The sequence below is a fragment of the Hungatella hathewayi WAL-18680 genome (assembly GCF_000235505.1).
Lineage (GTDB): Bacteria > Bacillota > Clostridia > Lachnospirales > Lachnospiraceae > Hungatella_A > Hungatella_A hathewayi_A.
In genome coordinates this window covers 294,699-315,402 of the sequence record NZ_JH379029.1, presented here as the reverse complement: position 1 = coordinate 315,402, position 20,704 = coordinate 294,699, and the positions used below count along the sequence as shown (strand labels likewise).

18 protein-coding genes are annotated in these 20,704 nt (G+C 44.5%); 13 read left to right on the top strand and 5 right to left on the bottom strand.

Annotated features, from left to right (window positions below):
- Positions 1-119: 119 nt before the first annotated feature.
- Entirely contained in the window at positions 120-3,485 is a 3,366-nt protein-coding gene (locus tag HMPREF9473_RS22225; protein ID WP_006782469.1) for a DUF5107 domain-containing protein, read from the top strand.
- Positions 3,486-3,555: 70 nt separating this feature from the next.
- Here HMPREF9473_RS22225 and HMPREF9473_RS28285 read toward each other — a convergent pair whose 3' ends face one another.
- Positions 3,556-4,632, bottom strand: a complete 1,077-nt coding sequence (locus HMPREF9473_RS28285; protein WP_006782468.1) for a YARHG domain-containing protein — start codon at positions 4,630-4,632, stop codon at positions 3,556-3,558.
- A gap of 197 nt (positions 4,633-4,829) precedes the next feature.
- Between HMPREF9473_RS28285 and HMPREF9473_RS22215 the strand changes: the two genes are divergently transcribed.
- The 4 genes from HMPREF9473_RS22215 (at position 4,830) to HMPREF9473_RS22200 (ending at position 7,209) form a co-directional block, all read left to right on the top strand.
- Positions 4,830-5,375: a Uma2 family endonuclease gene (locus tag HMPREF9473_RS22215; RefSeq protein ID WP_006782467.1), complete on the top strand. Its 546-nt coding sequence runs from the start codon at positions 4,830-4,832 to the stop codon at positions 5,373-5,375.
- A gap of 232 nt (positions 5,376-5,607) precedes the next feature.
- Complete coding sequence (locus HMPREF9473_RS22210) at positions 5,608-6,129, top strand: hypothetical protein (RefSeq protein ID WP_006782466.1); 522 nt, start codon at positions 5,608-5,610, stop codon at positions 6,127-6,129.
- Between the two features lie 48 nt (positions 6,130-6,177).
- Positions 6,178-6,486 (top strand): hypothetical protein, encoded by a 309-nt coding sequence (locus tag HMPREF9473_RS22205; protein WP_006782465.1) that lies wholly within the window; start codon positions 6,178-6,180, stop codon positions 6,484-6,486.
- Between the two features lie 177 nt (positions 6,487-6,663).
- Positions 6,664-7,209 carry a Uma2 family endonuclease gene (locus HMPREF9473_RS22200; protein WP_006782464.1) on the top strand — a complete coding sequence of 182 codons (546 nt, stop codon included), beginning with the start codon at positions 6,664-6,666 and terminating at the stop codon, positions 7,207-7,209.
- 64 nt (positions 7,210-7,273) lie between these two features.
- On the opposite strand, the gene HMPREF9473_RS22195 is transcribed toward HMPREF9473_RS22200, so the two are convergent.
- The 3 genes from HMPREF9473_RS22195 to HMPREF9473_RS22185 are packed head-to-tail and all read right to left on the bottom strand — an operon-like array spanning position 7,274 to position 9,909.
- A complete protein-coding gene (locus tag HMPREF9473_RS22195) occupies positions 7,274-8,026 on the bottom strand; it encodes a 6-phosphogluconolactonase (protein ID WP_006782463.1) in 753 nt (250 codons plus the stop codon).
- 15 nt (positions 8,027-8,041) lie between these two features.
- Positions 8,042-9,229, bottom strand: a complete 1,188-nt coding sequence (gene nagA / locus HMPREF9473_RS22190; protein ID WP_006782462.1) for an N-acetylglucosamine-6-phosphate deacetylase — start codon at positions 9,227-9,229, stop codon at positions 8,042-8,044.
- A 35-nt stretch (positions 9,230-9,264) separates the two neighbouring features.
- Positions 9,265-9,909, bottom strand: a complete 645-nt coding sequence (locus HMPREF9473_RS22185) for a GntR family transcriptional regulator (protein ID WP_006782461.1) — start codon at positions 9,907-9,909, stop codon at positions 9,265-9,267.
- 235 nt (positions 9,910-10,144) lie between these two features.
- Between HMPREF9473_RS22185 and HMPREF9473_RS22180 the strand changes: the two genes are divergently transcribed.
- From HMPREF9473_RS22180 to HMPREF9473_RS22160, 5 genes are all read left to right on the top strand, one after another.
- Positions 10,145-11,428 carry an AGE family epimerase/isomerase gene (locus HMPREF9473_RS22180; protein WP_006782460.1) on the top strand — a complete coding sequence of 428 codons (1,284 nt, stop codon included), beginning with the start codon at positions 10,145-10,147 and terminating at the stop codon, positions 11,426-11,428.
- 23 nt (positions 11,429-11,451) lie between these two features.
- A complete protein-coding gene (locus HMPREF9473_RS22175; RefSeq protein WP_006782459.1) occupies positions 11,452-12,357 on the top strand; it encodes a carbohydrate ABC transporter permease in 906 nt (301 codons plus the stop codon).
- A 27-nt stretch (positions 12,358-12,384) separates the two neighbouring features.
- On the top strand, positions 12,385-13,224 hold the full coding sequence (locus HMPREF9473_RS22170; RefSeq protein ID WP_006782458.1) for a carbohydrate ABC transporter permease: 840 nt from the start codon (positions 12,385-12,387) through the stop codon (positions 13,222-13,224).
- Positions 13,225-13,314: 90 nt separating this feature from the next.
- Positions 13,315-14,697, top strand: a complete 1,383-nt coding sequence (locus tag HMPREF9473_RS22165) for an ABC transporter substrate-binding protein (protein WP_006782457.1) — start codon at positions 13,315-13,317, stop codon at positions 14,695-14,697.
- 24 nt (positions 14,698-14,721) lie between these two features.
- A complete protein-coding gene (locus HMPREF9473_RS22160) occupies positions 14,722-16,590 on the top strand; it encodes a DUF4838 domain-containing protein (RefSeq protein WP_006782456.1) in 1,869 nt (622 codons plus the stop codon).
- Between the two features lie 65 nt (positions 16,591-16,655).
- On the opposite strand, the gene HMPREF9473_RS22155 is transcribed toward HMPREF9473_RS22160, so the two are convergent.
- On the bottom strand, positions 16,656-17,384 hold the full coding sequence (locus tag HMPREF9473_RS22155; protein ID WP_006782455.1) for a GntR family transcriptional regulator: 729 nt from the start codon (positions 17,382-17,384) through the stop codon (positions 16,656-16,658).
- Positions 17,385-17,644: 260 nt separating this feature from the next.
- Between HMPREF9473_RS22155 and HMPREF9473_RS22150 the strand changes: the two genes are divergently transcribed.
- Genes HMPREF9473_RS22150 through HMPREF9473_RS22140 form a run of 3 tightly spaced genes read left to right on the top strand, consistent with a single transcriptional unit; the run spans position 17,645 to position 20,704 of the window.
- On the top strand, positions 17,645-18,964 hold the full coding sequence (locus HMPREF9473_RS22150) for an ABC transporter substrate-binding protein (protein ID WP_006782454.1): 1,320 nt from the start codon (positions 17,645-17,647) through the stop codon (positions 18,962-18,964).
- Positions 18,965-18,978: 14 nt separating this feature from the next.
- A complete protein-coding gene (locus tag HMPREF9473_RS22145) occupies positions 18,979-19,866 on the top strand; it encodes a carbohydrate ABC transporter permease (protein ID WP_006782453.1) in 888 nt (295 codons plus the stop codon).
- A gap of 1 nt (position 19,867) precedes the next feature.
- Positions 19,868-20,704: a carbohydrate ABC transporter permease gene (locus tag HMPREF9473_RS22140; protein WP_006782452.1), complete on the top strand. Its 837-nt coding sequence runs from the start codon at positions 19,868-19,870 to the stop codon at positions 20,702-20,704.

Genomic DNA, 20,704 nt, shown 5'->3' with positions numbered 1-20,704 from the left:
TTTAAAATTAACAGGCAAGTTAGGATAATGAAAAACGAATAAAATCAGTATATAGTTGTATTGTAGAGATAGATGGTTAAGAATTGTTTTTTGAAATATAGAACAGGAGGAAATGACAGATGGAGCAGGTGAAAATCTGGGAGGAGCAGGTGGTTATCCCGACGTATGAGATTGGGGAAGCGGATAAGAATCCGATATTTCTGGATAAGCGTGTGTATCAGGGCAGCTCCGGGAAAATTTATCCCTATCCGACGGTGGAGACCATCAGCGATGAGAAGGTGGATAAGGCGTACAGGGCGGTCTGGCTGGAAAATGAGTATCTCCGGGTGATGATACTGCCGGAGCTTGGCGGGAGAATCCAACGGGCTTATGACAAGACCAATGACTATGATTTTGTGTATTACAATCATGTGATTAAACCGGCGCTTGTGGGGCTGACGGGACCGTGGATATCCGGCGGGATTGAGTTTAACTGGCCCCAGCACCACCGGCCGACGACCTACAATCCGGTGGATTATAAGCTGTCGGAGGGAGCGGATGGAAGTAAGACGCTCTATGTCAATGATGTGGACCAGATGTATGGGACCAAGGGGATTGCGGCATTTACCCTGTATCCGGGAAAGGCTTATATTGAGATTCGGGGCCAGCTCTATAACCGGACGCCGCTGCCGCAGACCTTTTTGTGGTGGGCCAATCCGGCGGTGCCGGTCAACGACTACACCCAGTCTATTTTCCCACCGGATGTGCATGCGGTGATGGACCATGGGAAGCGGGATGTGTCGAGATTCCCGATTGCGACAGGCGTGTATTATAAGCATGATTACAGTGAGGGCGTGGACATTTCCAGATATAAGAATATTCCGGTGCCTACCTCCTATATGGCGGAGAAGTCTAGCTATGATTTTGTGGGCGGGTATGACCATAGGCTGAGGGCGGGGATTCTTCATGTGGCGGACCATCATATCTCTCCAGGGAAGAAGCAGTGGACCTGGGGATGCGGGGATTTTGGAAAGGCGTGGGACAGGAATTTAACCGATGAGGACGGCCCGTATATTGAGCTGATGACGGGAGTTTACACGGATAACCAGCCGGACTTTACCTGGTTGAAGCCTTTTGAGGAGAAGACGTTTAAGCAGTATTTTATGCCGTATAAGGCGGTGGGAGAGGTGAAGAACGCCACCATCCGCGGCTCGGTGAACTTAGAAGTGAGGGAAGAGGGAATTTATGTCTGCGCTTATGCCACGGAGAAGTTTGAGGATACTGTGGTTTTGGTGAGCTATGACGGGGAGGATGTGTGGAAGGAGTCGGTGTGTCTCTCCCCGGTGGACATTTATGAGAAGACGATTGATGGTAAGAGTATTAGTGAAAAAATGCTGCTTGGTGAGTGGGCTTATGAGAAGGCGGCTGGAAGTTTTGATGAGACAAAACTGAAGGTAGAAATCCGATGTGGAAATGCTTTGATTGTGGAATACCGGCCGGAGAGGCAGGAGATTTCGAAGATGCCGGAGCCGGCGCAGGCCGCGAAGGAACCGGAGGAGCTTAAGACCAATGAGGAGCTTTATCTGACGGGCTTACATATTGAGCAGTACCGGCATTCCACTTATCTGCCGGACCCGTATTATCTGGAAGGATTGAAACGGGACCCGGGGGATATCCGTATCAACAATGCGTATGGGGTTCTGCTGATGCGCAGGGGAATGTTTGTGGAGGCGGAGCATTATTTCCGAAAAGCTCTGGAGCGGGCGGTGTGGAAGAATCCGAATCCCTATGACAGTGAGCCATATTACAATCTTGGCTTGGCGCTGTGGTATCAGGGGAAGATGGATGACGCTTACGACGCGTTTTACAAGGCCACTTGGTCCAATGAGCAGCAGGAAATGTCCTTCTACTATCTGGCGGCTATTGATGCCAGGCGTGGGGAGTTTGTCCGGGCGCTGGAATTGGTGGAAAAGGGACTGGTGAAGAATATCCATAACGTGAAGGCCAGAGGGCTGAAGGCATATCTGCTTCGGAGGCTGGGACGGATGGAAGAGGCGAAACGATGGACGGCAGAGAACTTAAAAGTGGATGCGTTTGATTATGTTTCGCTTTATGATACGGTGCTTTTGGAGGAAATGCGGCAGAATGAGGGAGAAGACCAGGAATGCCGGGACGGCAAACTGGAACAGATGAATCATCTGATGCGGGATTTTGCGGAAAATTATCTGCAGGCGGCCAGGGACTATGTTGAATATGGCGCTTATGAGGAGGCGGTACAGGTACTCTCTTTGTGTACGAAGGATCGACCGATGCTTGCTTATTATAAGGCATATTACCTTGGAAAGCTGGGTGATGGGAATGGGAAGCAGAGCGCATTGGCGGCGGCGGAACATGCCTGTCCGGATTACTGCTTCCCCAATAAGCTGGAGGATATCCAGGCGCTTGAATATGCGATACGAGAGAATTTAGATGGTGCAAAGGCTTATTATTATCTGGGGAATCTGTACTATGACAAGCATCAATGGGAAAAAGCGGTTGCTTTGTGGGAAGAATCTGTCAAACTGGATGGCACGTTCCCAACCGCATTCCGCAACCTGGCGCTGGCTTACTATAACAAGGCAGGACGAAAGGATGAGGCAAGAGGGGTGATGGAGAAGGCATTTTCCCTAAATCCGTCAGATGCCAGAATCTTCCTGGAGCTGGACCAGCTTTATAAGAAGCTGGGAGTGACGGCGGCAGAGCGGCTTCGGAATTATGAGAAGAACCGGGAGACATTTGCGAAGCGGGATGATGCGTTTATTGAGTATATCACGCTGCACAATCTGCTGGGGCATTATGAGGAGGCGTACCGCCTGACCATGAGCCGGAAGTTCCATCCGTGGGAAGGTGGAGAGGGCAAAATAACGACCCAATACACGGTGTCACTGGTAGAGATGGCGAAAGAGGCTATGAGGCAGAAGGCGTGGGAGAAGGCGAGAGAGCTTCTCAACCGTGCGCTTGTCTATCCGGAAAATTTGGGCGAAGGAAAGCTGGAGGGAACGAAGGATAACCACGTGTATTATTATCTTGGGTGTGTGGCGGAAGCTTTGGGAGAGGACAGTGAAGCGGCGCTTTGCTTCGAGCGCGCCACGATTGGAACTGATGAACCAGCCGGCATGATGTACTACAACGACCAGCCGGCGGATATGATTCTTTACCAGGGACTGGCAAAGAATAAGCTAAACCGGACCGCCGAGGCCAAAGCCCGGTTCTACCGCCTGATTGATTATGGTGAGCAGCATGTGGATGATGAGGTGAAGATTGAGTATTTTGCTGTATCACTACCGGATTTCCTGATATTTGAGGATGATTTGAATGTGAGAAACAAGGCTCACTGCTATTATCTGATGGGGCTTGGGAAACTGGGGCTGGGGGATAAAAAGGAGGCCGCCGCCTGCTTCGACAAAGCCCTGAACTATGACCCAAATCACCAGAATGCGCTGCGGTATCGGGCGGAGACGGTGTAAAGGGGAAAGTTTTATTTATAAAAATAAAATATCGTACCGGCTTTTGTTACAGTCAGCCGGTACGATATTTTTAATTCAGCAAATCTACATTGTATCGTTCAATCTCCGAGAGACTGCTTTCCTGAAAGTCTTCTGCCGCATACTCTCCTCTTTGATACCATCTTTTTCCGGAAAAATATTGATTTAGTTCTTCGTTTTGGAAAGGATATCCATGTCTGGCATAAATCTCATTCTTTGCAAGCCAGCGGTTATGTTCGTCCAAAGCGGCTGCTTCCTGTGCAGATAGTTTTCTTGTGCTGCTGTCGAATATAATAAAATCCGAAGAGTTTAGTCGAATATAGGTTGCAGGTGTTTCAACGCCTCCTTTTGTCACTTGAATCACGTCGTCCTCCACAAGTTCAAACTCAGAACGGCCATAGGCACTGTATTGTGTTTGAAATTTATTTGAATCTTCCTTGTAACGAAATTCCTGCTGGATTTCCAATACGTCCTCTGCTGACTGAAGAACAAATGTTATCATGTCATATGTTTCGTCTGCTGACTGGCTAATCTCCAGATAGCTGTTGAAATTTCCATATTGATAGTATCTGCCGTAGAGGTGTTCTTCTTTATATTGCTGCAATTTCTGTTCTTCTTCCTGTTGTTCTTGAAGCTGGCTTTCGATAGCTTCCTGGGACATAAATCCCTCAGGAAGGCCGATTCGTTTCTGCAGATTTGGTAATACCCGCTGCATCAGCGCGGTTTGGCCTGTTTTAAATGGTATCTTATACAGTTCATATTCCAAAGGGGAGACCTTACCCTCTCTTTTCAGTAATTGAGATCGATATAATGCGACCGTGTATTGACTTAATATCTGGTCATGGATGGATTCGCTCTGTGCTGTCTCGGCAGCCATTGCGACACTTCCCATCATTGTAATGGCGGTTGCGAAATTCGCTGCCTGTCCGTCCTCCGGAATATGCTCTCCAACCATTATCAGATTTTCACAAAAGTCCTGGACTTTGGCGCTGCTCTGGATTCCGGGAAGAACGTCCCAGAGCGTTTTCGTGTCTGCTTTATGAAATAAATATAGACTGGCAGCCATCAAGACAAACAGGCATAGGAAGCTGCATGCTGCTAAGCGTCTTAATTTTTTTCGTTTTCTCATAAACGACTCCTCCCATGTATGATTATTGTATGGTATCTGAATTTTACCATAAATAGGGTTCTTTTTCTATGATACTTGGTTGGGTGTTGATTTTTTTGTGGGCAAAGTTCATTGCATTTTCATCATATATGTTCTATAATTGGAGCAGGGGGTTCCGCTTGGAGAGTTGCGCTTTTAAAAGAAAGCGAGGAACCAATATGAGAGAGGCGTTGTTAGAAATGAGTACAATTGAGGATGTTTATGCTCTTCCAGATGGGGAGCGGGCTGAGCTGATTGACGGTGTGCTTTATATGATGTCAACACCTACGAGGAAGCATCAGCGGATTATAGGCGAGGTCTATTATGCCATTTCAAAACACATTAAAGAGCATGGTGGCAACTGCGAAGTGTATTTTGCACCATTCGGGGTCTATCTGTTTGACGATGACAGTACTTACCTGGAGCCGGATGTCATTGTGATATGTGACGGCGGGAAGCTGGATAATAAGGGCTGTCACGGCGCGCCTGACCTGGTGATTGAGGTGTCGTCTCCATCAACCAGAAGCAGGGACTGTCTGCTGAAACTGCGAAAGTATGAGGCGGCCGGTGTGCGGGAGTACTGGATTATTGACCAGGAGAGAGAACAGATAGACGTGTACCGTTTTGAAAAAGAGCGGGTAGATAAATATTCTTTCAACGACCAGATACCAACCGATATTCTGGAGGGATTGTCTATGGACTTTCCTGTTATGAATATTCAGTAAAGATAATATTATAAGAAAAAGGCAAACGCCTTCTGTATCTAAATCATATTGGATGCAGAGGGCGTTTGCGTGTTTAATAGGCAATGGTTTAAATGCCATGTTTGCCCTCCTCGCCATTCATGCAGCCATTTTAAAGAGGAGGCTGTTTTCAAATATTATGATTGCCTCACACATATTTCTACGGTATAATGAAACTGGGATTTAAAAATTCATAAGAGAAACGAGGTAGAGTATGGAAGAAAACACATTAAAAGAAATTTTACAAAAGCTGGGGCTGTCTAAGAAACAAGGTAGTGAAATTGATACCAGCGAATTAAAGGTAAAAGAAAATATCATTTACTACTCTGACGGGGATAGCCATGAGACAGCCTTGCAGATATCCAGTATTTCACAGATTAATGCCGGACCTGCTCCGAAGGAAAAAGTTCCAGGCATTGTTTGGGGATTATTAATAGTTGGATTAATTATCATGTCTTTTAATCTGGTCGTAGGTTTTCTTTTCTGTGCATGTGCGGTAGGGATTATTTATTTTCTTATTCAGATTAACAAAAAAGCAGGCGATGATTTGACGATTTTCTTAAATAGCGGGCGATATTATATTTTTAATTTTAAAAATAAGGCTTTTCTGGAAAAGGTTTTTTTGACCTTGATTGATTGTATTAACCACAAGGTGTCTGGAGAAATGACGATAAATATCTCCAATAGCACTATCCAGTCAAGCACTATCGGGAAAGATAATATCGTAAATTATTGAAATTATATGCAGGCTAAATAAACATGGTTTGTAAGGAGGAATATTGTAATGAATATCTCTATATCAGGCAATAATGAGATTCATCATTCTGTAATTGGAGCAAACAACGTGGTTATAAACAGTGACAGTGACATAGATTGGGAACAGTTACAATCCCACTGGCTGAATATTTTAAAACAACTTCCCCAGAACTCAGAAGAATATAATGTGAGCAGTAAAATGCTTAATTCTATATTAAATAAGGATAAGGCAAAGTTATTAGCAAATCTGCAGGCATATGCTGCTTCTTTTAGCAGCAGCTTATTTGCGAATGTTGCCAGTCCATTTTTATTAGAGTTTATTAAAAGATTTATATAGTACCTGATTCCGTGAAACTGAGTGTTTTTTTATGCTGACCCTGACACAAGCCAGAATCAGGTACTTGTTGACTTTTTATGGACTAAGTTCATTGCATTTTCATCATATATGTTCTATAATTGGAGCAGGGGGTTCTGCTTGGAGAGCTGCGCTTTTAAAAGAAAGCGAGGAACCAATATGAGAGAGGCATTGTTAGAAATGAGTACAATTGAGGATGTTTATGCTCTTCCAGATGGGGAGCGGGCTGAGCTGATTGACGGTGTGCTTTATATGATGTCCACACCTACGAGGAAGCATCAGCGGATTATTGTGGAAACTTTGTATGTGTTTAACAAACACATCAAGGAACATGGTGGAAACTGTGAGGTAGATATCGCGCCATTCGGGGTCTATCTGTTTGATGATGACAGTACTTACCTGGAGCCGGATATCATTGTGATATGTGACGGCGGGAAGTTGGATAATAAAGGCTGTCACGGCGCACCTGACCTGGTGATTGAGGTGTCGTCTCCATCAACCAGAAGCAGGGACTGTCTGCTGAAACTGCGAAAGTATGAGGCGGCCGGTGTGCGGGAGTACTGGATTATTGACCAGGAGAGAGAACTGATAGATGTTTACCGTTTTGAAAAAGAATGCGTAGATAAATATTCTTTCAACGACCAGGTGCCAACCGATATTCTGGAGGGTTTGTCCGTGGATTTCTCTGCCATGAATATACGTTAAAAAACATGGCTCTGTCATCGGTATGATACCGGAGACAGGGCCATGTTAGTGTATAGCAAGTTTTTTACCATCCTTTTACTTTAGATAGATTTAAAAGTGACGTAGACTCATGGTCAAAATACAGGAACCAGTTTGGATGGTCTAACAGTGCGGTCCCTGGTATATTGATATCCCTTTCAGGAGCTTCCAACACTGCTTTTACGGCAGCAGCTTTCACCTGGTAAGGAATCAGGCTGACAATATTCTGAAACGAATGGATGAATGGCACCGAAGCGCTGACTGCCTGGTCCGGTACATCCTCAATGGATGCAAACCATCCTTCTCCGACCTGCTGCTTTTTGCATCTTGCCTCCAAGGTGACAATGTGGTAAGCGTCAGGACATTCAAAATCAGCAGGCGGGTCATTGAATGCAATATGTGCGTTTTCCCCAAAACCAATCATGCCTACGTCAATGGGTTTTTCCGCAGCGATTATATTTAATTCGGAAAGTGTCTGGTTTAAATTTGACATGCCGTCAATGTAGTAAACACATTTTGGGGTAATGTGGGAAACGAAGCGCTCACGGATATATTTTTTAAAGCTGGCGGGATGTGTTTCCGGCAGGTTGCAATACTCGTCCAAATGAAAGATTTCAATCTTATCCCAGGGGATATCTTCGGCAAGCAGTGCGTCATAAAAGGGCATTTGTGACTGGCCGGTGGCAGCCATAAACCGCGCTTCGCCTTTTTCGAGAACGGCCGCTTTCAGCAGTGCAGCAGCTTTCTTTCCAGCCAATTGGCCGGCTTCCTGTGCATTTTTTAAAATACGAATTTCCATTAGTAGATCTCCTTTTTATTTATATTGATAGGTTGTGTTACCTTGAATCATAACCCGTTTGATGTTAATGTCATCATCAAAAATAACCAAATCGGCATCTTTTCCACAGGCAATTGCCCCTTTCTGTTTATCAATTCCGATAATTCTTGCGGGGGTTTCACACATCATTCGGACACAGTCGATTAACGGAACATCGGCATCTTTATACATAGTTCGGATTAAACGGTCGTCTGTGGCAATGCTGCCTCCAAAGCCGCTGCGGTCCATAAGTTTGGCTACCCCGTCTTCAATCAGAACAGGAAGGCCGTCAGTAAGACATCCCAACACCGATTCCTTTGCATCAGTTCCGGCACATCGCATGGAATCACAGGTAAGTGATGTGTAGTCAGCCCCTTTGGTGCGATAGGTCATGGAGAGAAGCTCCGGCGGCAGGTGACAGCCATCTGCAATTATCTCTACCGTCATTCCGTCCAATATAAGCGCACTTTCCAGCACACCCGGATATCGGAATCCGTCCCGGCGCGTGATGGAAGACATAGCCGAGTACAGATGAGTTACATGGGTATAGCCGTGGCGGAAAGCCTCCTGTACCGTCTGGTAATCAGCGGCGGAATGTCCTATGGAGGCACAGATTCCGTGACTGGTCAGATAGTCTCCCATCTCCAGGGCTCCAGGAAGCTCAGGAGCTGTGGTCCAACGTAGAATTGCCCCTTTGTAATTCTCAATTAAAGAGATATATTCATTCGGATTGGGCAGGCGCAGATAGGATTCATTCATGGCTCCCTTGTAGATAGGATTTAAATAAGGTCCTTCCATATGCAGGCCTAGCAGGTTAGGGCCATTTTTTAGTTTGCTTTTGGCTGATATAAAATTTTCCACACATTTCTTCGTATCTTCCGGACTTGCTGTCAGGGAGGTGGGAAGCAGACTGGTAGTTCCATGTTCCATATGGGTGCGGGCAGCTGTGAGGAAAGCGGAAACCGTTCCATCCATAAAATCAGCCCCCCCAGCCCCATGGGTGTGCAGTTCCACAAAACCAGGTGATAAGTATTGGCCATCCACATTAATTTTTTCATCGGCCTCAATACCATCCGCTGGTACTCCTGACTCGACTGCAAGAATGGTTCCATGGTCAGTCAGAACATATCCATACAGAATCTCGTTTCGCAAAATTATGTTTGCGTTATACAACAATACCCTCATCGTTTCCTCTCCTTAAAAATCACATAAAAATCATTCTAATTGCAGTGAGTCACACAGTAGGTTAAATGGCGTTCCAGCACTTCCAATGCCTGCTTTTCATCACACCGTTTGATAGCATCCAGAAGTTCAATATGTTCTTTGTGTGCCAGAGCCATGTTGACTTCCTTCAGATTCATGATACGTACCCGGTTGAAATGAAGCATGATATCATCGAAAAGATTGTAGATTTGTTCTTTGCCACAGGCTCTAAAAATCAATCGGTGAAAGGCATCGTCCTGAAGGAACCACTTGTCAACATCCCCTCTGGAAATATAGTAGGAGCTAAGAAACAGATTCTCATCCAGCTGGCTGATATAATCTGCTGAAATACCCTTACAGGCGATAGACATAACGGCCCGCTCGATGGTCAGACGCAGAAAACAGGCATCGGATACCAGGTTGTTATCAATCTCCGATACGAAGGTTCCACGCTGGGGCTCAATCTGTACGATATGTGCTTTTTCCAAATCCTTAAATGCTTCACGGATAGGGGTGCGGCTCATGTTCAGCTGTTCTCCGATTTCTGACTCGCTTATGAGCTGGCCAGGAGCCAGGTTCAAGTGCAGGATGTTGTAACGCAGAACGCGAAACGCATACTGATGAGCGGTTTCAGATTTTTCACGAGGTAAAATTTCTAACATAGGACATCTTCCTCTCAAGTTTATTGATGGAACGTGAATAGAGCGAAATATTACCGTTCACAACTTTATACTAGCATACAAGCTTGGGAAAGTCAAAGGGTAATTTACATGTATTTCCATTAATTTTAGATAAAATAACGAAAAATTAAGAGATTTTAGTTAATAAATATTAAATGTTGACAATGAATAAAAATACATGTATACTAGTATCATAACAAAGGGGAGGAAATACCGAATGAATGAAAATGAAAGAAGACGGCTTCTGGGGTTCTATGAGAACGAGTTGACAAATCATTTATTATATTTTTGGCTTGGTCGATGTGAGGACAAGGAAAACGGAGGTTTCTTCAACTGTTTTGACAATACCGGAAGCCATCTTATGAGTAAGGATAAATACATTTGGTCCCAGGGACGATTTGTGTGGATCTTTGCTTCGCTTGCCACGATGAGAGCAGCGACTTTCAGTGAGCTTCAGAAAAAAGAATTCAAACGACTGGCAAGACAGGGACGGGATTTCTTATATAAGTACTGCTTAATCGCTGAGAATGATTACCGATGTGTCTATCTCACGGATGAAGCGGGGAGACATAAGCTGGCAGACGGATGTGATGTGCTGGATTCCAGCATCTATGCAGATTGTTTTGTGATTAATGCGTTTGCGAAGGTTGCCTGGATGGATAATGATATGGAAACGTGGGAATTTGCCAAGCGGTTATACCGGTCAGTCCGCCGGAGACTGAAGGCAGGAACATATTATACACTTCCCTATCCCATGGGACATGAATACAGAGCGCATGGGATACCTATGATTATGACCAATGTAGTGAAGGAGTTGTATGATGCGGCACTTGTATTGGAGCCATCCTGGTGTGGGGAATTGAAAGAGGAACTTTCAAAAGATGTGTGTGATACACTGGAGCATTTCACAGATGGGAATCACATGATACGAGAGGTAATCCGTTCGGATAATACCTATATTGATAATCTGTTCGGTACACACGTGAACCCTGGCCATACCATAGAGAATATGTGGTTTATTCTGGATGCAATGGAGATTTCGGAGGATTTGAATACCCCGGCTCTGCTGGAAGAAATCTGCATGATTACCAAAAAGGCACTGGAGGCAGGGTGGGATAAAGAGTACGGTGGTTTGTTTCATTATGCCAGTCTTACAGGCGGACCTCTCACAGGAGACGCGGGGGAACTGGAAGAAGAGCCAGTGATGGTTTATGCCAGACGAAACTGTATGGGAAAAATTTGGTGGGTTCATTCCGAGGCTCTTTACACAACACTGCGGCTGTATCTGGAAACCGGTGAGAAAGAATTCTGGGATTGGTATGAGAGGATTGAGGCCTACGTGTTCCAGCATTTTCCAAATCCGGATTCAGAGATACGTGAGTGGATTCAGACGCTGGACCAGTTTGGACATCCAAAGAAAGAGGCTGTGGGACTTCCGGTCAAGGACCCTTATCATATTATGAGAAATGTACTGCTGCTCATTGAATTACTCAACAAGTAAGAGGGAAAGGTAGGCAAACAGCTATGAATAAAAAACCAAGATGGTCGAAAAAAACCAAACGGGAAATGGTGAAAGGGTATTTGTTTATTGCACCGAGTTTCATTGGTTTTATTGGGCTTTCTCTGTTTCCGTTGATAATGACTCTGGTTTTAAGTTTATCAAAATGGGACCTGGTATCTGGTCTTGGCGGCATGGAATTTATTGGGATGGAGAATTTTGCTAAATTACTCCGAGACAATACATTCAAGATTTCCTTTAAGAATAATGTGTTATTTGCAGTCTGGTCCATGCCGGTTCTTCTGGTTATGGGTTTTATAGGCGCGGCGATGATTAATGGGCTGCGGCGGGGAAAATCCTTCTTTAAGGTGATATATTTTCTTCCTTATATATCCAGCTCTATAGCCGTGGCGGCGGTGTGGAGGGTTATCTTTCAGCCGACTTATGGACCGGTCAACAATATTCTGCGCGGATTGGGAATGGCAAACCCGCCAAAATGGCTGGTTTCACCGGATTGGGCGCTGTTTGTCATCACACTTATGTTTGTATGGCAGCAGCTGGGATATTATATCCTGCTTTATACAACGGCGCTGGCGGCGGTGCCTAATGATTTATATGAGGCAGCACAGATTGACGGAGCGGGTAAGATTCAGACCATGCTTAAGATTACGGTGCCGATGGTGACTCCGACTACCTTTTTTCTGTCGGTCACCGGAATTATTGCATCATTTAAAGTGTTTGATTCTATTCAGGTACTGACACAGGGCGGTCCCGGAAATTCCTCTTCCGTTTTAGTCTACTATTTATATAAGGTTTCGTTCCAGCAGTATAAGTTTGGTTATGGTGCAGCCATTTCCATGATTCTGTTCCTCGTGGTGTTCCTTATCACTGCCATTCAATGGAAAGGGCAGAAATCATGGGTTAATTACTAAATGATTCAGTGCATAGGAGAAGAGCATATGGAAAAGAAAAAAGCATGGAGCTTACGCCAGATTATATGCTGGCTGATTATAGCGGGGCTTGGCGTGATGATGGTTTTCCCGTTGGCCTGGATGATTAGTACCTCATTTAAATTTGAGGCGGATGTATTCAAATATCCGATTGAATGGATTCCTTCCCGGAGTAAAGGGTTTGAGAATTATACAGAGGTCTGGAACGGACGGATGCCATTTGGTCTATATTATTGGAACTCCATCAAGACAACTGTAATTTCTGTGTTTCTGTCACTATTGATTGGATGCATGGGGGCATATGGTTTTTCCAAAATTGATTTTCCGGGGCGGGATAAGCTGTTTGTTTTGTATTTAACGACTATGGCATTGCCGGAACAGGTTACTCTGATTCCACGATTTCTGCTGTTTAAACAGATGGGGCTGGTGGACAGTCATTGGTCGATTATCTTAAACAGTGTATTTAGTGTTATGAGTGTGTTTATTCTGCGTCAGGCCATGGTGGCGATACCGGATGAATATTCCCAGGCGGCAAAGATTGACGGTGCGGGACATCTAAGGACCCTGTTTACTATCATTATGCCGATGGCAAAACCGTCGATTGCAACTTTTGCGATTCTGAAATTTGTATGGACTTGGAATGATTATCAGAACCCGTTGGTATTCTTGACGAACTCCAGGCTTTACACCATCCAGCTGGGAGTGAAGATGTTCAGTGATGCGTTTGGAAGTTTCTACGCGCTGACCATGGCGGCTGCGGTATCTGCAATCGTTCCACTGCTGATTATCTTCTTAATCGGTCAGAAGCAGATTATTGCCGGAATCAGTGACGGTGGTGTCAAAGGATAAGTATCCGGATGGCTTATGAGAGCATTTTGGTTACCTATAACATTTAGAAGCAAAAAATGAAAAGAAATGAAAGACAAAGGAGAGAGTAAAATGAAAAAGAGGTATGGTAAGAAGTTATTGTCGCTGCAGCTTGCAACAGTGATGGCAGCATCGATGCTGACTGCCTGTGGAGGGGGACAGGCAGCGAAAGAAACGGCAGCGGATGCGGGAACAACGGCAGCTGGCGCAGAAACAGCCGGCGGTGAAGAGAAGGTAGTCTTGAAATGGTATACCGATACCGATGAGATTGCCAATGAAACCCTTTATAAGACTCAGGACATTGCAGATGAGTTCATGAAGCAGAATCCCAATGTGGTCATAGAGATTCAGCCTCTGGTTGCAGCCACGGATACCACGAACTATCTTCAGAAGGTAGACTTGATGCTTGCGTCAGATGAACAGATTGACATCATTTATTTCAGTGGAGGAAACCAGGCTTATCAGAAAATTCTTTCTGATTCCATCATTCCGTTAAATGATTTGGCTGCAGAGCGCGGTATTGATCTTGCAACGGAGTATACCAACTCTCTGGCGTTTGGAGAGGACTATTATACACTTGCAAGAGAGGATTCAGTTTACATAACATTCCTGAATAAGCAGATGCTGGATGAGGCAGGTCTGCCGATTCCGCCACTGGACTGGACGTGGGAGGACTACTATACCTATGCAAAGGCATTGACAAAAGGAGAGGGCCCTGACAAGGTATATGGCTCTTACTTCCATACATGGGATACCATGTACCAAATGGGGTATTTCCCGGATACGTTATTCTTTAAAGAGGACGGAAGTTCTAATTTTGATAATCCATCCTTTGGCGATTTCCTGCAGCTGCGCTATGATATGGAGCAGGAGGGAGTTTCCACACCGCTGGCAGAAATCAAATCCCAGGGTATGGCATATCGCGAAATGTTCTTTAACGGCAAGGTTGCCATGATGCCTCAGGGCACCTGGTTATTGGGGGACTTAAAGGATATTGACAAATATCCTCATGATTTTGAGACCACTTTCGCATCACTGCCGCGCCTGACGAAGGACCAGACGCCGAATGCAACCATCGGTTCAGGCGGAAGCGGATATGCGATTGCAAAATCCTGTAAGCATCCTCAGGAAGCGTTTGATTTTATTTATTTCCTTACCACATGGGGGGCAGATTATAATAAATCACGTATTTCGGCCTGGGCAAAATCGGATGCGGATGCGGTAGCAAAAGCAGTTATGGGAGAAGATGAGTCTCTGTATGATTTTGAGGCATACAAGAATGTGATGGATTCTATCTACCAGATTCAGTTATCCCAGTTTCCGGAATATAACACGGATGTAATGCAGGTGTTCAGTGAGGAATGTGAGATGGGGATGACGGGAGCACAGACTATTGAACAGACAGTAGCAAATATGGTGAAGCGCTCTAACGAAATTATAGATGAAAATAAATAGGACATCCCTGTGGAGGAATGAATAATGGTTATCGTGGAACATAAAACGGCAAATGCAGTGATAGTCATGCCAAAAGAGCCGACTCCCGTAGAGAGGTTTGCGGCATTAGAATTACAATATTACATTGGGAAAATGTCAGGTGCGATGATTCCGTTGATTACCGATGCGGAGACATTTGCAGGTAACAGACTTCTTATTGGGGGTCCGGAACACAACGCGTATACCAGAGATTGTATCAGTTCTGAGGATTTTAAAGCTAAAGTTCCCGGGCCGGAGGGGATGATGATTCAGACCTTTGGGGAACAGAATCTGGTGCTGGCCGGCAGTGATGGGGCGGCATATGAGCGGGAGAGAGGGACTCTGTATGCGGTGTATGAGTTCTTAGAGCGTTGGTTTGGATGTTCCTTTGCGGCGTATGGCTGCCGGGGCTCTGAGATAGGAGAAGTTGTGCCGATGTCAGAGACATTGAGCGTAGGTGATATTTCTTATGTCAAGAAAAACTGTGATTTATGGTATCGTACCGCGATTGTCCAGTTTGATGCGTTTGAAGTGAATTCCCTTCCGCATCATGAGTTGACAGTGTCTCTGATTGACTGGCTGGCGAAGAACCGTATAAACCGTGTAATGCTGATGCTTACATCTTATGAAATGGTTAAGAAGAGTGAATTGTTTGAAGAATTTGTAAAACGCGGTATTTGCATGACTGTTGGGCATCACGATTCCGCCATGTTTTTCCTGCCACCCTATGGCAATGAATTCTTCACGGAGGAGTACTATGTATCCCATCCGGAGTATTACAGGCTAGAGGAAGATGGTACCCGTTTTAATCCTTCGACGAAATGGCATGGACAGCTGATTTTTGATATGCGGAATAAGGAAGGGATTGAGCAGATAGCAGACAATATGGTTCGCTGGGTGGAAGCCAATCCGTATGTAGATATTATCAACTTCTGGCCAAATGATGACGTGGACCCACAATGCTGCTGCGAGGAATGTGGAAAACATGATAAGGTTGACAACTATGTGTGGATGACCAATGAGATTGCTGCACGGGTGGGAAGAAAATGTCCTGATGTTCAACTGGACCTCCTGGTTTACCAGGATTTGTGGGAAGCGCCGGAGAAAATGTCATTTGAGAAAAATCTACTGATTGATGTTGCTACCTGGGGACCAAATATGATACGGAAGTTTGGGGCGAAGGACGGCAGCGGTTTGATTGGAAGCGATACGGAGAAGAATGCTCTGGGCTGGGCGGCCTATACGGATAATCTTGTATATTACGATTACTATATGACGAATTTTGGAAGTAACCAGGTCTATTGCCCGATGGCAGATGAGATTATCAAAATCTATGAGCATTTTGTGAAGACAGGATACTGTAAGGGATCCGGTACGCAGATGGAATGTTACAATCTTTGGAATTATTTGTTCAACTTCTATGTACATGGAAGAAAGGGATATGATGTGTCACTTTCTTATGAAGAGCTGGAAGATAGATTTCTGATAATCTTTGGAAAAGCGGCTCCTTATGTGAGAGATTACCTGGATTATGTGGAAGATTTCAGTGACGGTCAGGGAGAGAATGGAAATGAGTGCGCCGCCTATTTTGCGGCACATGTGGACACTGACAAGGTATACCATCTCTTTGAACAGGCGTATGTGGCAGAAGAGAATGAGATTTTGAGAGACAATCTTCGTTTGCTGCGTATGGCGTTCCGTTACTCAGACTTGCAGACCAACGAGCCGGATGCGGATGAGATAATTTATATATCAAAAGAATTTGGAAGTTTCTGGGGAGAACTGGGGCAGGCGGGGTATGGCATATCAGCGTATGCCAAGCCTGGTGAGGTGGCTTTTATACCGGATAAGTGGTACCAGATTTATAGTAAATAATCATAGCAATAAAACACCCTCGGACAAGATTTAGAAAGGAATCTGTCGGAGGGTGTTTTATTGTATTAATCTTTTCGAACCACGACCGTATGAAATTCATAGACATCATACCGATGGTAACAGACAGAATACTCAAATAACTGTCCATTGCTTAAAAAGGCTGTCTGAGTGACGGCAATCACCGGTTCCTCAGGTTTTAAATTTAAATATCCGGCGATTTCTTCGGTGCTCTTGATGGCCCGGATGGATAAGTGTGAGCTTGTTACCTTCAATTGCAAGGTATTTTCGATAAAGGAATAAATGGAAGTCTCCGCGTTGGCAAGTTTTAAGCCGGGCATAAGTTCCAGAGGCATGTAAGTTTCCTCAAGTACGTTGGGGAAATCATCTACGGAGCGAAGGCGCTTGATGAAATATACAAAATCGGAAGGCTGAATCCCCAACTGCTCCGCTATAAAATCAGATGCGGGAATGACTGTGTATTCCAGAACCTTCGTATGAACGGTCTGTCCCTTGTGGCTGGCGCTGAATCCGGTCAGGTTCTGGTCTTTATACCGGTCACGAATATTATTCAAAGGGGACTCCGTTAAATTTTTGACAAATGTGCCAACCCCTCTCTGCTTGTAGACCAGTCCCTCGTCCACGAGAATATCAATGGCTTTTTTCAGAGTCATTTTACTTACATTATATTCTTTGCACAGTTCTACTTCTGTCTTTAAGGCCTGATTCGGTGCCAATTCCTTGGTATTTAGGATTTTGTCACGAATCTGATTGGCAATATAGGTTGACTTGTTCATAGAAAGCTCCTTTTGCAACAAGATAATATCATCATACAGCCTTAATATATCATATTTCTGAGTCAGAAACAATGAATTGAAATATATTTAAAATTTTTGTTAACTATGCATATAAAATAAAATGTATATTTGTATATTATTAATAAGTATATACTTTTAAAATAAAAAGTATTGACCTTGGTAGTGGAATGTGCTAATATCAATTCACAGGCAATGCGAGAAAAGCCGTGATATTTCACAGTAAAAGGAGAAGGAAATTTATGAAAAAACGGATGGTAAGCATGTTAACGGTTATGGCGCTGGCAGTATCCATGATGAGTGGATGCGGTTCATCAGGAGAGAAGACAACTGGGGGTCAAAGCGGAGAGAACGGCAGTGCGAAAGATGGAGTTGAATTAAGCATCGGATTTAATGTAGAAACATCTGATGCCACCTATGAGAGAGATATTGTTCCAATATTTGAAGAATTTAAAAAAATGCACCCGGAGGTGACCAATATCACGCTGACCGGTATGGGGAAAATGGGAGAGGACCAGCAGGTGACACGTCTGACAGGCGGAAAGTACGACGATGTCCTGTTATTGCCTATGTCTATGAAAACAACGGATTTGCCACAGTATTTTGCACCTCTTGGGGATGCGAAAGAGTTGGGTGAGAAGTATTTTTATGGAGATTACATTCAAACCGGCGGGCAGAGTTATGGACTTCCCATCGGCGTGGTATATGAGGGCCTGATTTACAATCAGGAAGTGCTGGATGAATGCTATGGCGGGAAGGTACCAGTCACCTATGATGAATTGATGGAATGCTGCGAAGCAATCAAGGCCAGCGGGAAGAACTGTTTCTATACTAATGCCGGAGCTCAGTGGCCGCTGCGTTTCTGGGACAATCTTGCAATCACTATCTCGGAGGACCCGGCTTATGCCAATACCATCGTTGATAACAAGACACCGTGGGCTGAAGGGGAGCCATTATATCAGTCCTGCAAACTATTAGGTGATTTGGCAGCAGGGGGATATATTGAAGGCGATGTGGTGACAGAGCAGTGGGATAACTCCAGAGTCTCCGTAGCCACAGGCGATACCGCGTTTATGTTAATTGGGACATGGGCGCTGCCACAGATAAAAGAAGTGGCACAGGAGATGGGAAAAGACCCGGAAACTATTAAGTTTGCACCGTTTCCATATAAGAACAATGTAAGCGCGGACAATAAACTTCAGGTGCGCGTGTCAGAAGACCTCTTTTTAGGGGTGAATAAGAATTCACCGAACCTGGAACTGGCAAAAGAATTCTGTGTATTTTTCTGTGAAAATGTATCGCTCTCAAGAGGTATGAATGAGAGTATGAAGGAAGGCGGAAGACAGGTGGAGGACTTAAAGTCCCTTCAGGATTTGGATTACGTTGAGTATTACAGTTCTCCTGCAAAGGATACAAAGATAGCAGATATGGCAGGAGCTGCAAAGATAGATGTATTCTCTGTGGGAACCTATCTTCAGGAATATATTATCCAGCCGTCAATAGATGGAAAAGGGGCGCAGTTTGAGGAGCTTAACAAACTCTGGGCACAGAATTTCCAATAAGGAGCTAACACGATATGAAAAATACAAGGGGGACGTTGCGGCGTCAGAAACGGGAACGTTCGATTTTAATCTTTTTGTTTTTACTGCTGCCAATGGCATTGTTGATACTGTTGACTGTGTATCCGGTGCTCAGCATCTTTTTTTACAGTTTTACTGACTGGGGCGGAGTATCGAGACCGGAACATTTTGTGGGACTGGACAATTACATAAAAGTATTTACAACCCAGAAGTACTGGAATGTATTCCGGACAGCGATTTATTACCTGGTGGCAGGATTGATTCAACAGGTGGTGGCGCTGTTCCTGGCCACTATCCTGTACAAGGGGCTTCGGGGAAGCAATTTTTTCAAGGGCGTGATATTTTTCCCGTTTATTATGAACACCGTGGCGGTAACCTTAATTTTTCAAATGTTTTTTGAAATCAACGGCGGTCTGGACAGCATTCTCACCATGTTGGGACAGGAAGCATGGATTCGGAAATGGATTGCCGACAGCTCCATTGTAAATATGAGCCTTGCGTTTATCTATCTCTGGAAAAATATCGGATACAGCTTTATTATCTATCTGGGCACAATGCAGTCTGTGCCCAGAGACTTATACGAGGCGGCGGAGATTGACGGGGCAAACAGCTGGGCGCAATTCTGGGCGATTACATTTCCAAATATCAAGATGATTATTGGACTTCTGACTACTTTTGCGGTGGTCAATTCGGTGGCAATCTTTGATATTCCGTTCATTTTAACGAAGGGACAGAATGGAACCAATACCTTTACTACCACACTGATTGAGACTGCATTTAAGTTTAATCTGTATGGGGAGGCAAGCGCCATGGCTATCGTCCTTCTTATGGTTGTGGCAGTTGTACTGGTCTTTAAAAATATTGTCTTTAAGGAGGAGGATTGAGATGGCTAAGCTGAAAAAATATGGAATAGCGCTGCTAAAATATGCCGTATTAATTGTGGTCACGCTCGTTACCCTGATTCCGATTATCAGCGTCATACTTTCATCTTTCAAGACAAAGATTGAATATCTGACTACCGGAAGACTGGTGCTGCCGGAAAACTGGCTTAATTTTGAGAATTTTGTTACATTATTTAAACATGGCAGAGTGCTGACCGGTTTGATGAATACGGGTATCATTATCGTGGTTACCCTGATAACCTCTACCCTGTTTGCAACCATGGTGGCATATTGTATCACACGGTTTGAATTTACCGGAAAACGGTTGATAGAGAAGATGTATCTGCTGGCCTCGTTTGTTCCCGGAGTGATTGTACATTTGATAATATTTAAAATATTTGCAGGATGTAATCTGGTGGATAATCTGATGAGTATTGTGATACTGTACTCCGGTGTGGATGTGGTAAGTCTCTATCTGTATAAGCAGTATATCAGTCAGATACCGTTATCACTGGACGAAGCGGCTATGGTGGAAGGCTGCTCTTATTTCAACATTTACAGGACAATCATCCTGCCACTTTTAAAGCCGGCTATTACGACAGCGGCAATTTTGAAGGTGACTTATATTTACAACGATTTTTATACGGCATTTCTCTATCTTCCATCGGAGGATAAGGGCGTAATGTCAACAATTTTATACCGCTTTATCGGTCCGTATTCGTCCAACTGGAGTGTGATTGCGGCGGGAATCCTGATAGTGACAATTCCGATTTTTATTGGATTTTTGTTATCACAGAAATTCATTTACAAGGGATTTATTGACGGAGCGGTGAAATCATAG

Excerpts from the sequence above, each read along its gene's own strand:
- HMPREF9473_RS22165 (WP_006782457.1), top strand. The coding sequence starts at position 13,315 with ATGAAAAAGAGGTATGGTAAGAAGTTATTGTCGCTGCAGCTTGCAACA.
- HMPREF9473_RS22160 (WP_006782456.1), top strand. The coding sequence starts at position 14,722 with ATGGTTATCGTGGAACATAAAACGGCAAATGCAGTGATAGTCATGCCA.
- HMPREF9473_RS22205 (WP_006782465.1), top strand. The coding sequence starts at position 6,178 with ATGAATATCTCTATATCAGGCAATAATGAGATTCATCATTCTGTAATT.
- HMPREF9473_RS22140 (WP_006782452.1), top strand. The coding sequence starts at position 19,868 with ATGGCTAAGCTGAAAAAATATGGAATAGCGCTGCTAAAATATGCCGTA.
- HMPREF9473_RS22150 (WP_006782454.1), top strand. The coding sequence starts at position 17,645 with ATGAAAAAACGGATGGTAAGCATGTTAACGGTTATGGCGCTGGCAGTA.
- HMPREF9473_RS22175 (WP_006782459.1), top strand. The coding sequence starts at position 11,452 with ATGAATAAAAAACCAAGATGGTCGAAAAAAACCAAACGGGAAATGGTG.
- HMPREF9473_RS22210 (WP_006782466.1), top strand. The coding sequence starts at position 5,608 with ATGGAAGAAAACACATTAAAAGAAATTTTACAAAAGCTGGGGCTGTCT.
- nagA (WP_006782462.1), bottom strand. The coding sequence starts at position 9,229 with ATGAGGGTATTGTTGTATAACGCAAACATAATTTTGCGAAACGAGATT.
- HMPREF9473_RS22170 (WP_006782458.1), top strand. The coding sequence starts at position 12,385 with ATGGAAAAGAAAAAAGCATGGAGCTTACGCCAGATTATATGCTGGCTG.
- HMPREF9473_RS22215 (WP_006782467.1), top strand. The coding sequence starts at position 4,830 with ATGAGAGAGGCGTTGTTAGAAATGAGTACAATTGAGGATGTTTATGCT.
- HMPREF9473_RS22195 (WP_006782463.1), bottom strand. The coding sequence starts at position 8,026 with ATGGAAATTCGTATTTTAAAAAATGCACAGGAAGCCGGCCAATTGGCT.
- HMPREF9473_RS22200 (WP_006782464.1), top strand. The coding sequence starts at position 6,664 with ATGAGAGAGGCATTGTTAGAAATGAGTACAATTGAGGATGTTTATGCT.
- HMPREF9473_RS28285 (WP_006782468.1), bottom strand. The coding sequence starts at position 4,632 with ATGAGAAAACGAAAAAAATTAAGACGCTTAGCAGCATGCAGCTTCCTA.
- HMPREF9473_RS22155 (WP_006782455.1), bottom strand. The coding sequence starts at position 17,384 with ATGAACAAGTCAACCTATATTGCCAATCAGATTCGTGACAAAATCCTA.
- HMPREF9473_RS22145 (WP_006782453.1), top strand. The coding sequence starts at position 18,979 with ATGAAAAATACAAGGGGGACGTTGCGGCGTCAGAAACGGGAACGTTCG.
- HMPREF9473_RS22185 (WP_006782461.1), bottom strand. The coding sequence starts at position 9,909 with ATGTTAGAAATTTTACCTCGTGAAAAATCTGAAACCGCTCATCAGTAT.
- HMPREF9473_RS22225 (WP_006782469.1), top strand. The coding sequence starts at position 120 with ATGGAGCAGGTGAAAATCTGGGAGGAGCAGGTGGTTATCCCGACGTAT.
- HMPREF9473_RS22180 (WP_006782460.1), top strand. The coding sequence starts at position 10,145 with ATGAATGAAAATGAAAGAAGACGGCTTCTGGGGTTCTATGAGAACGAG.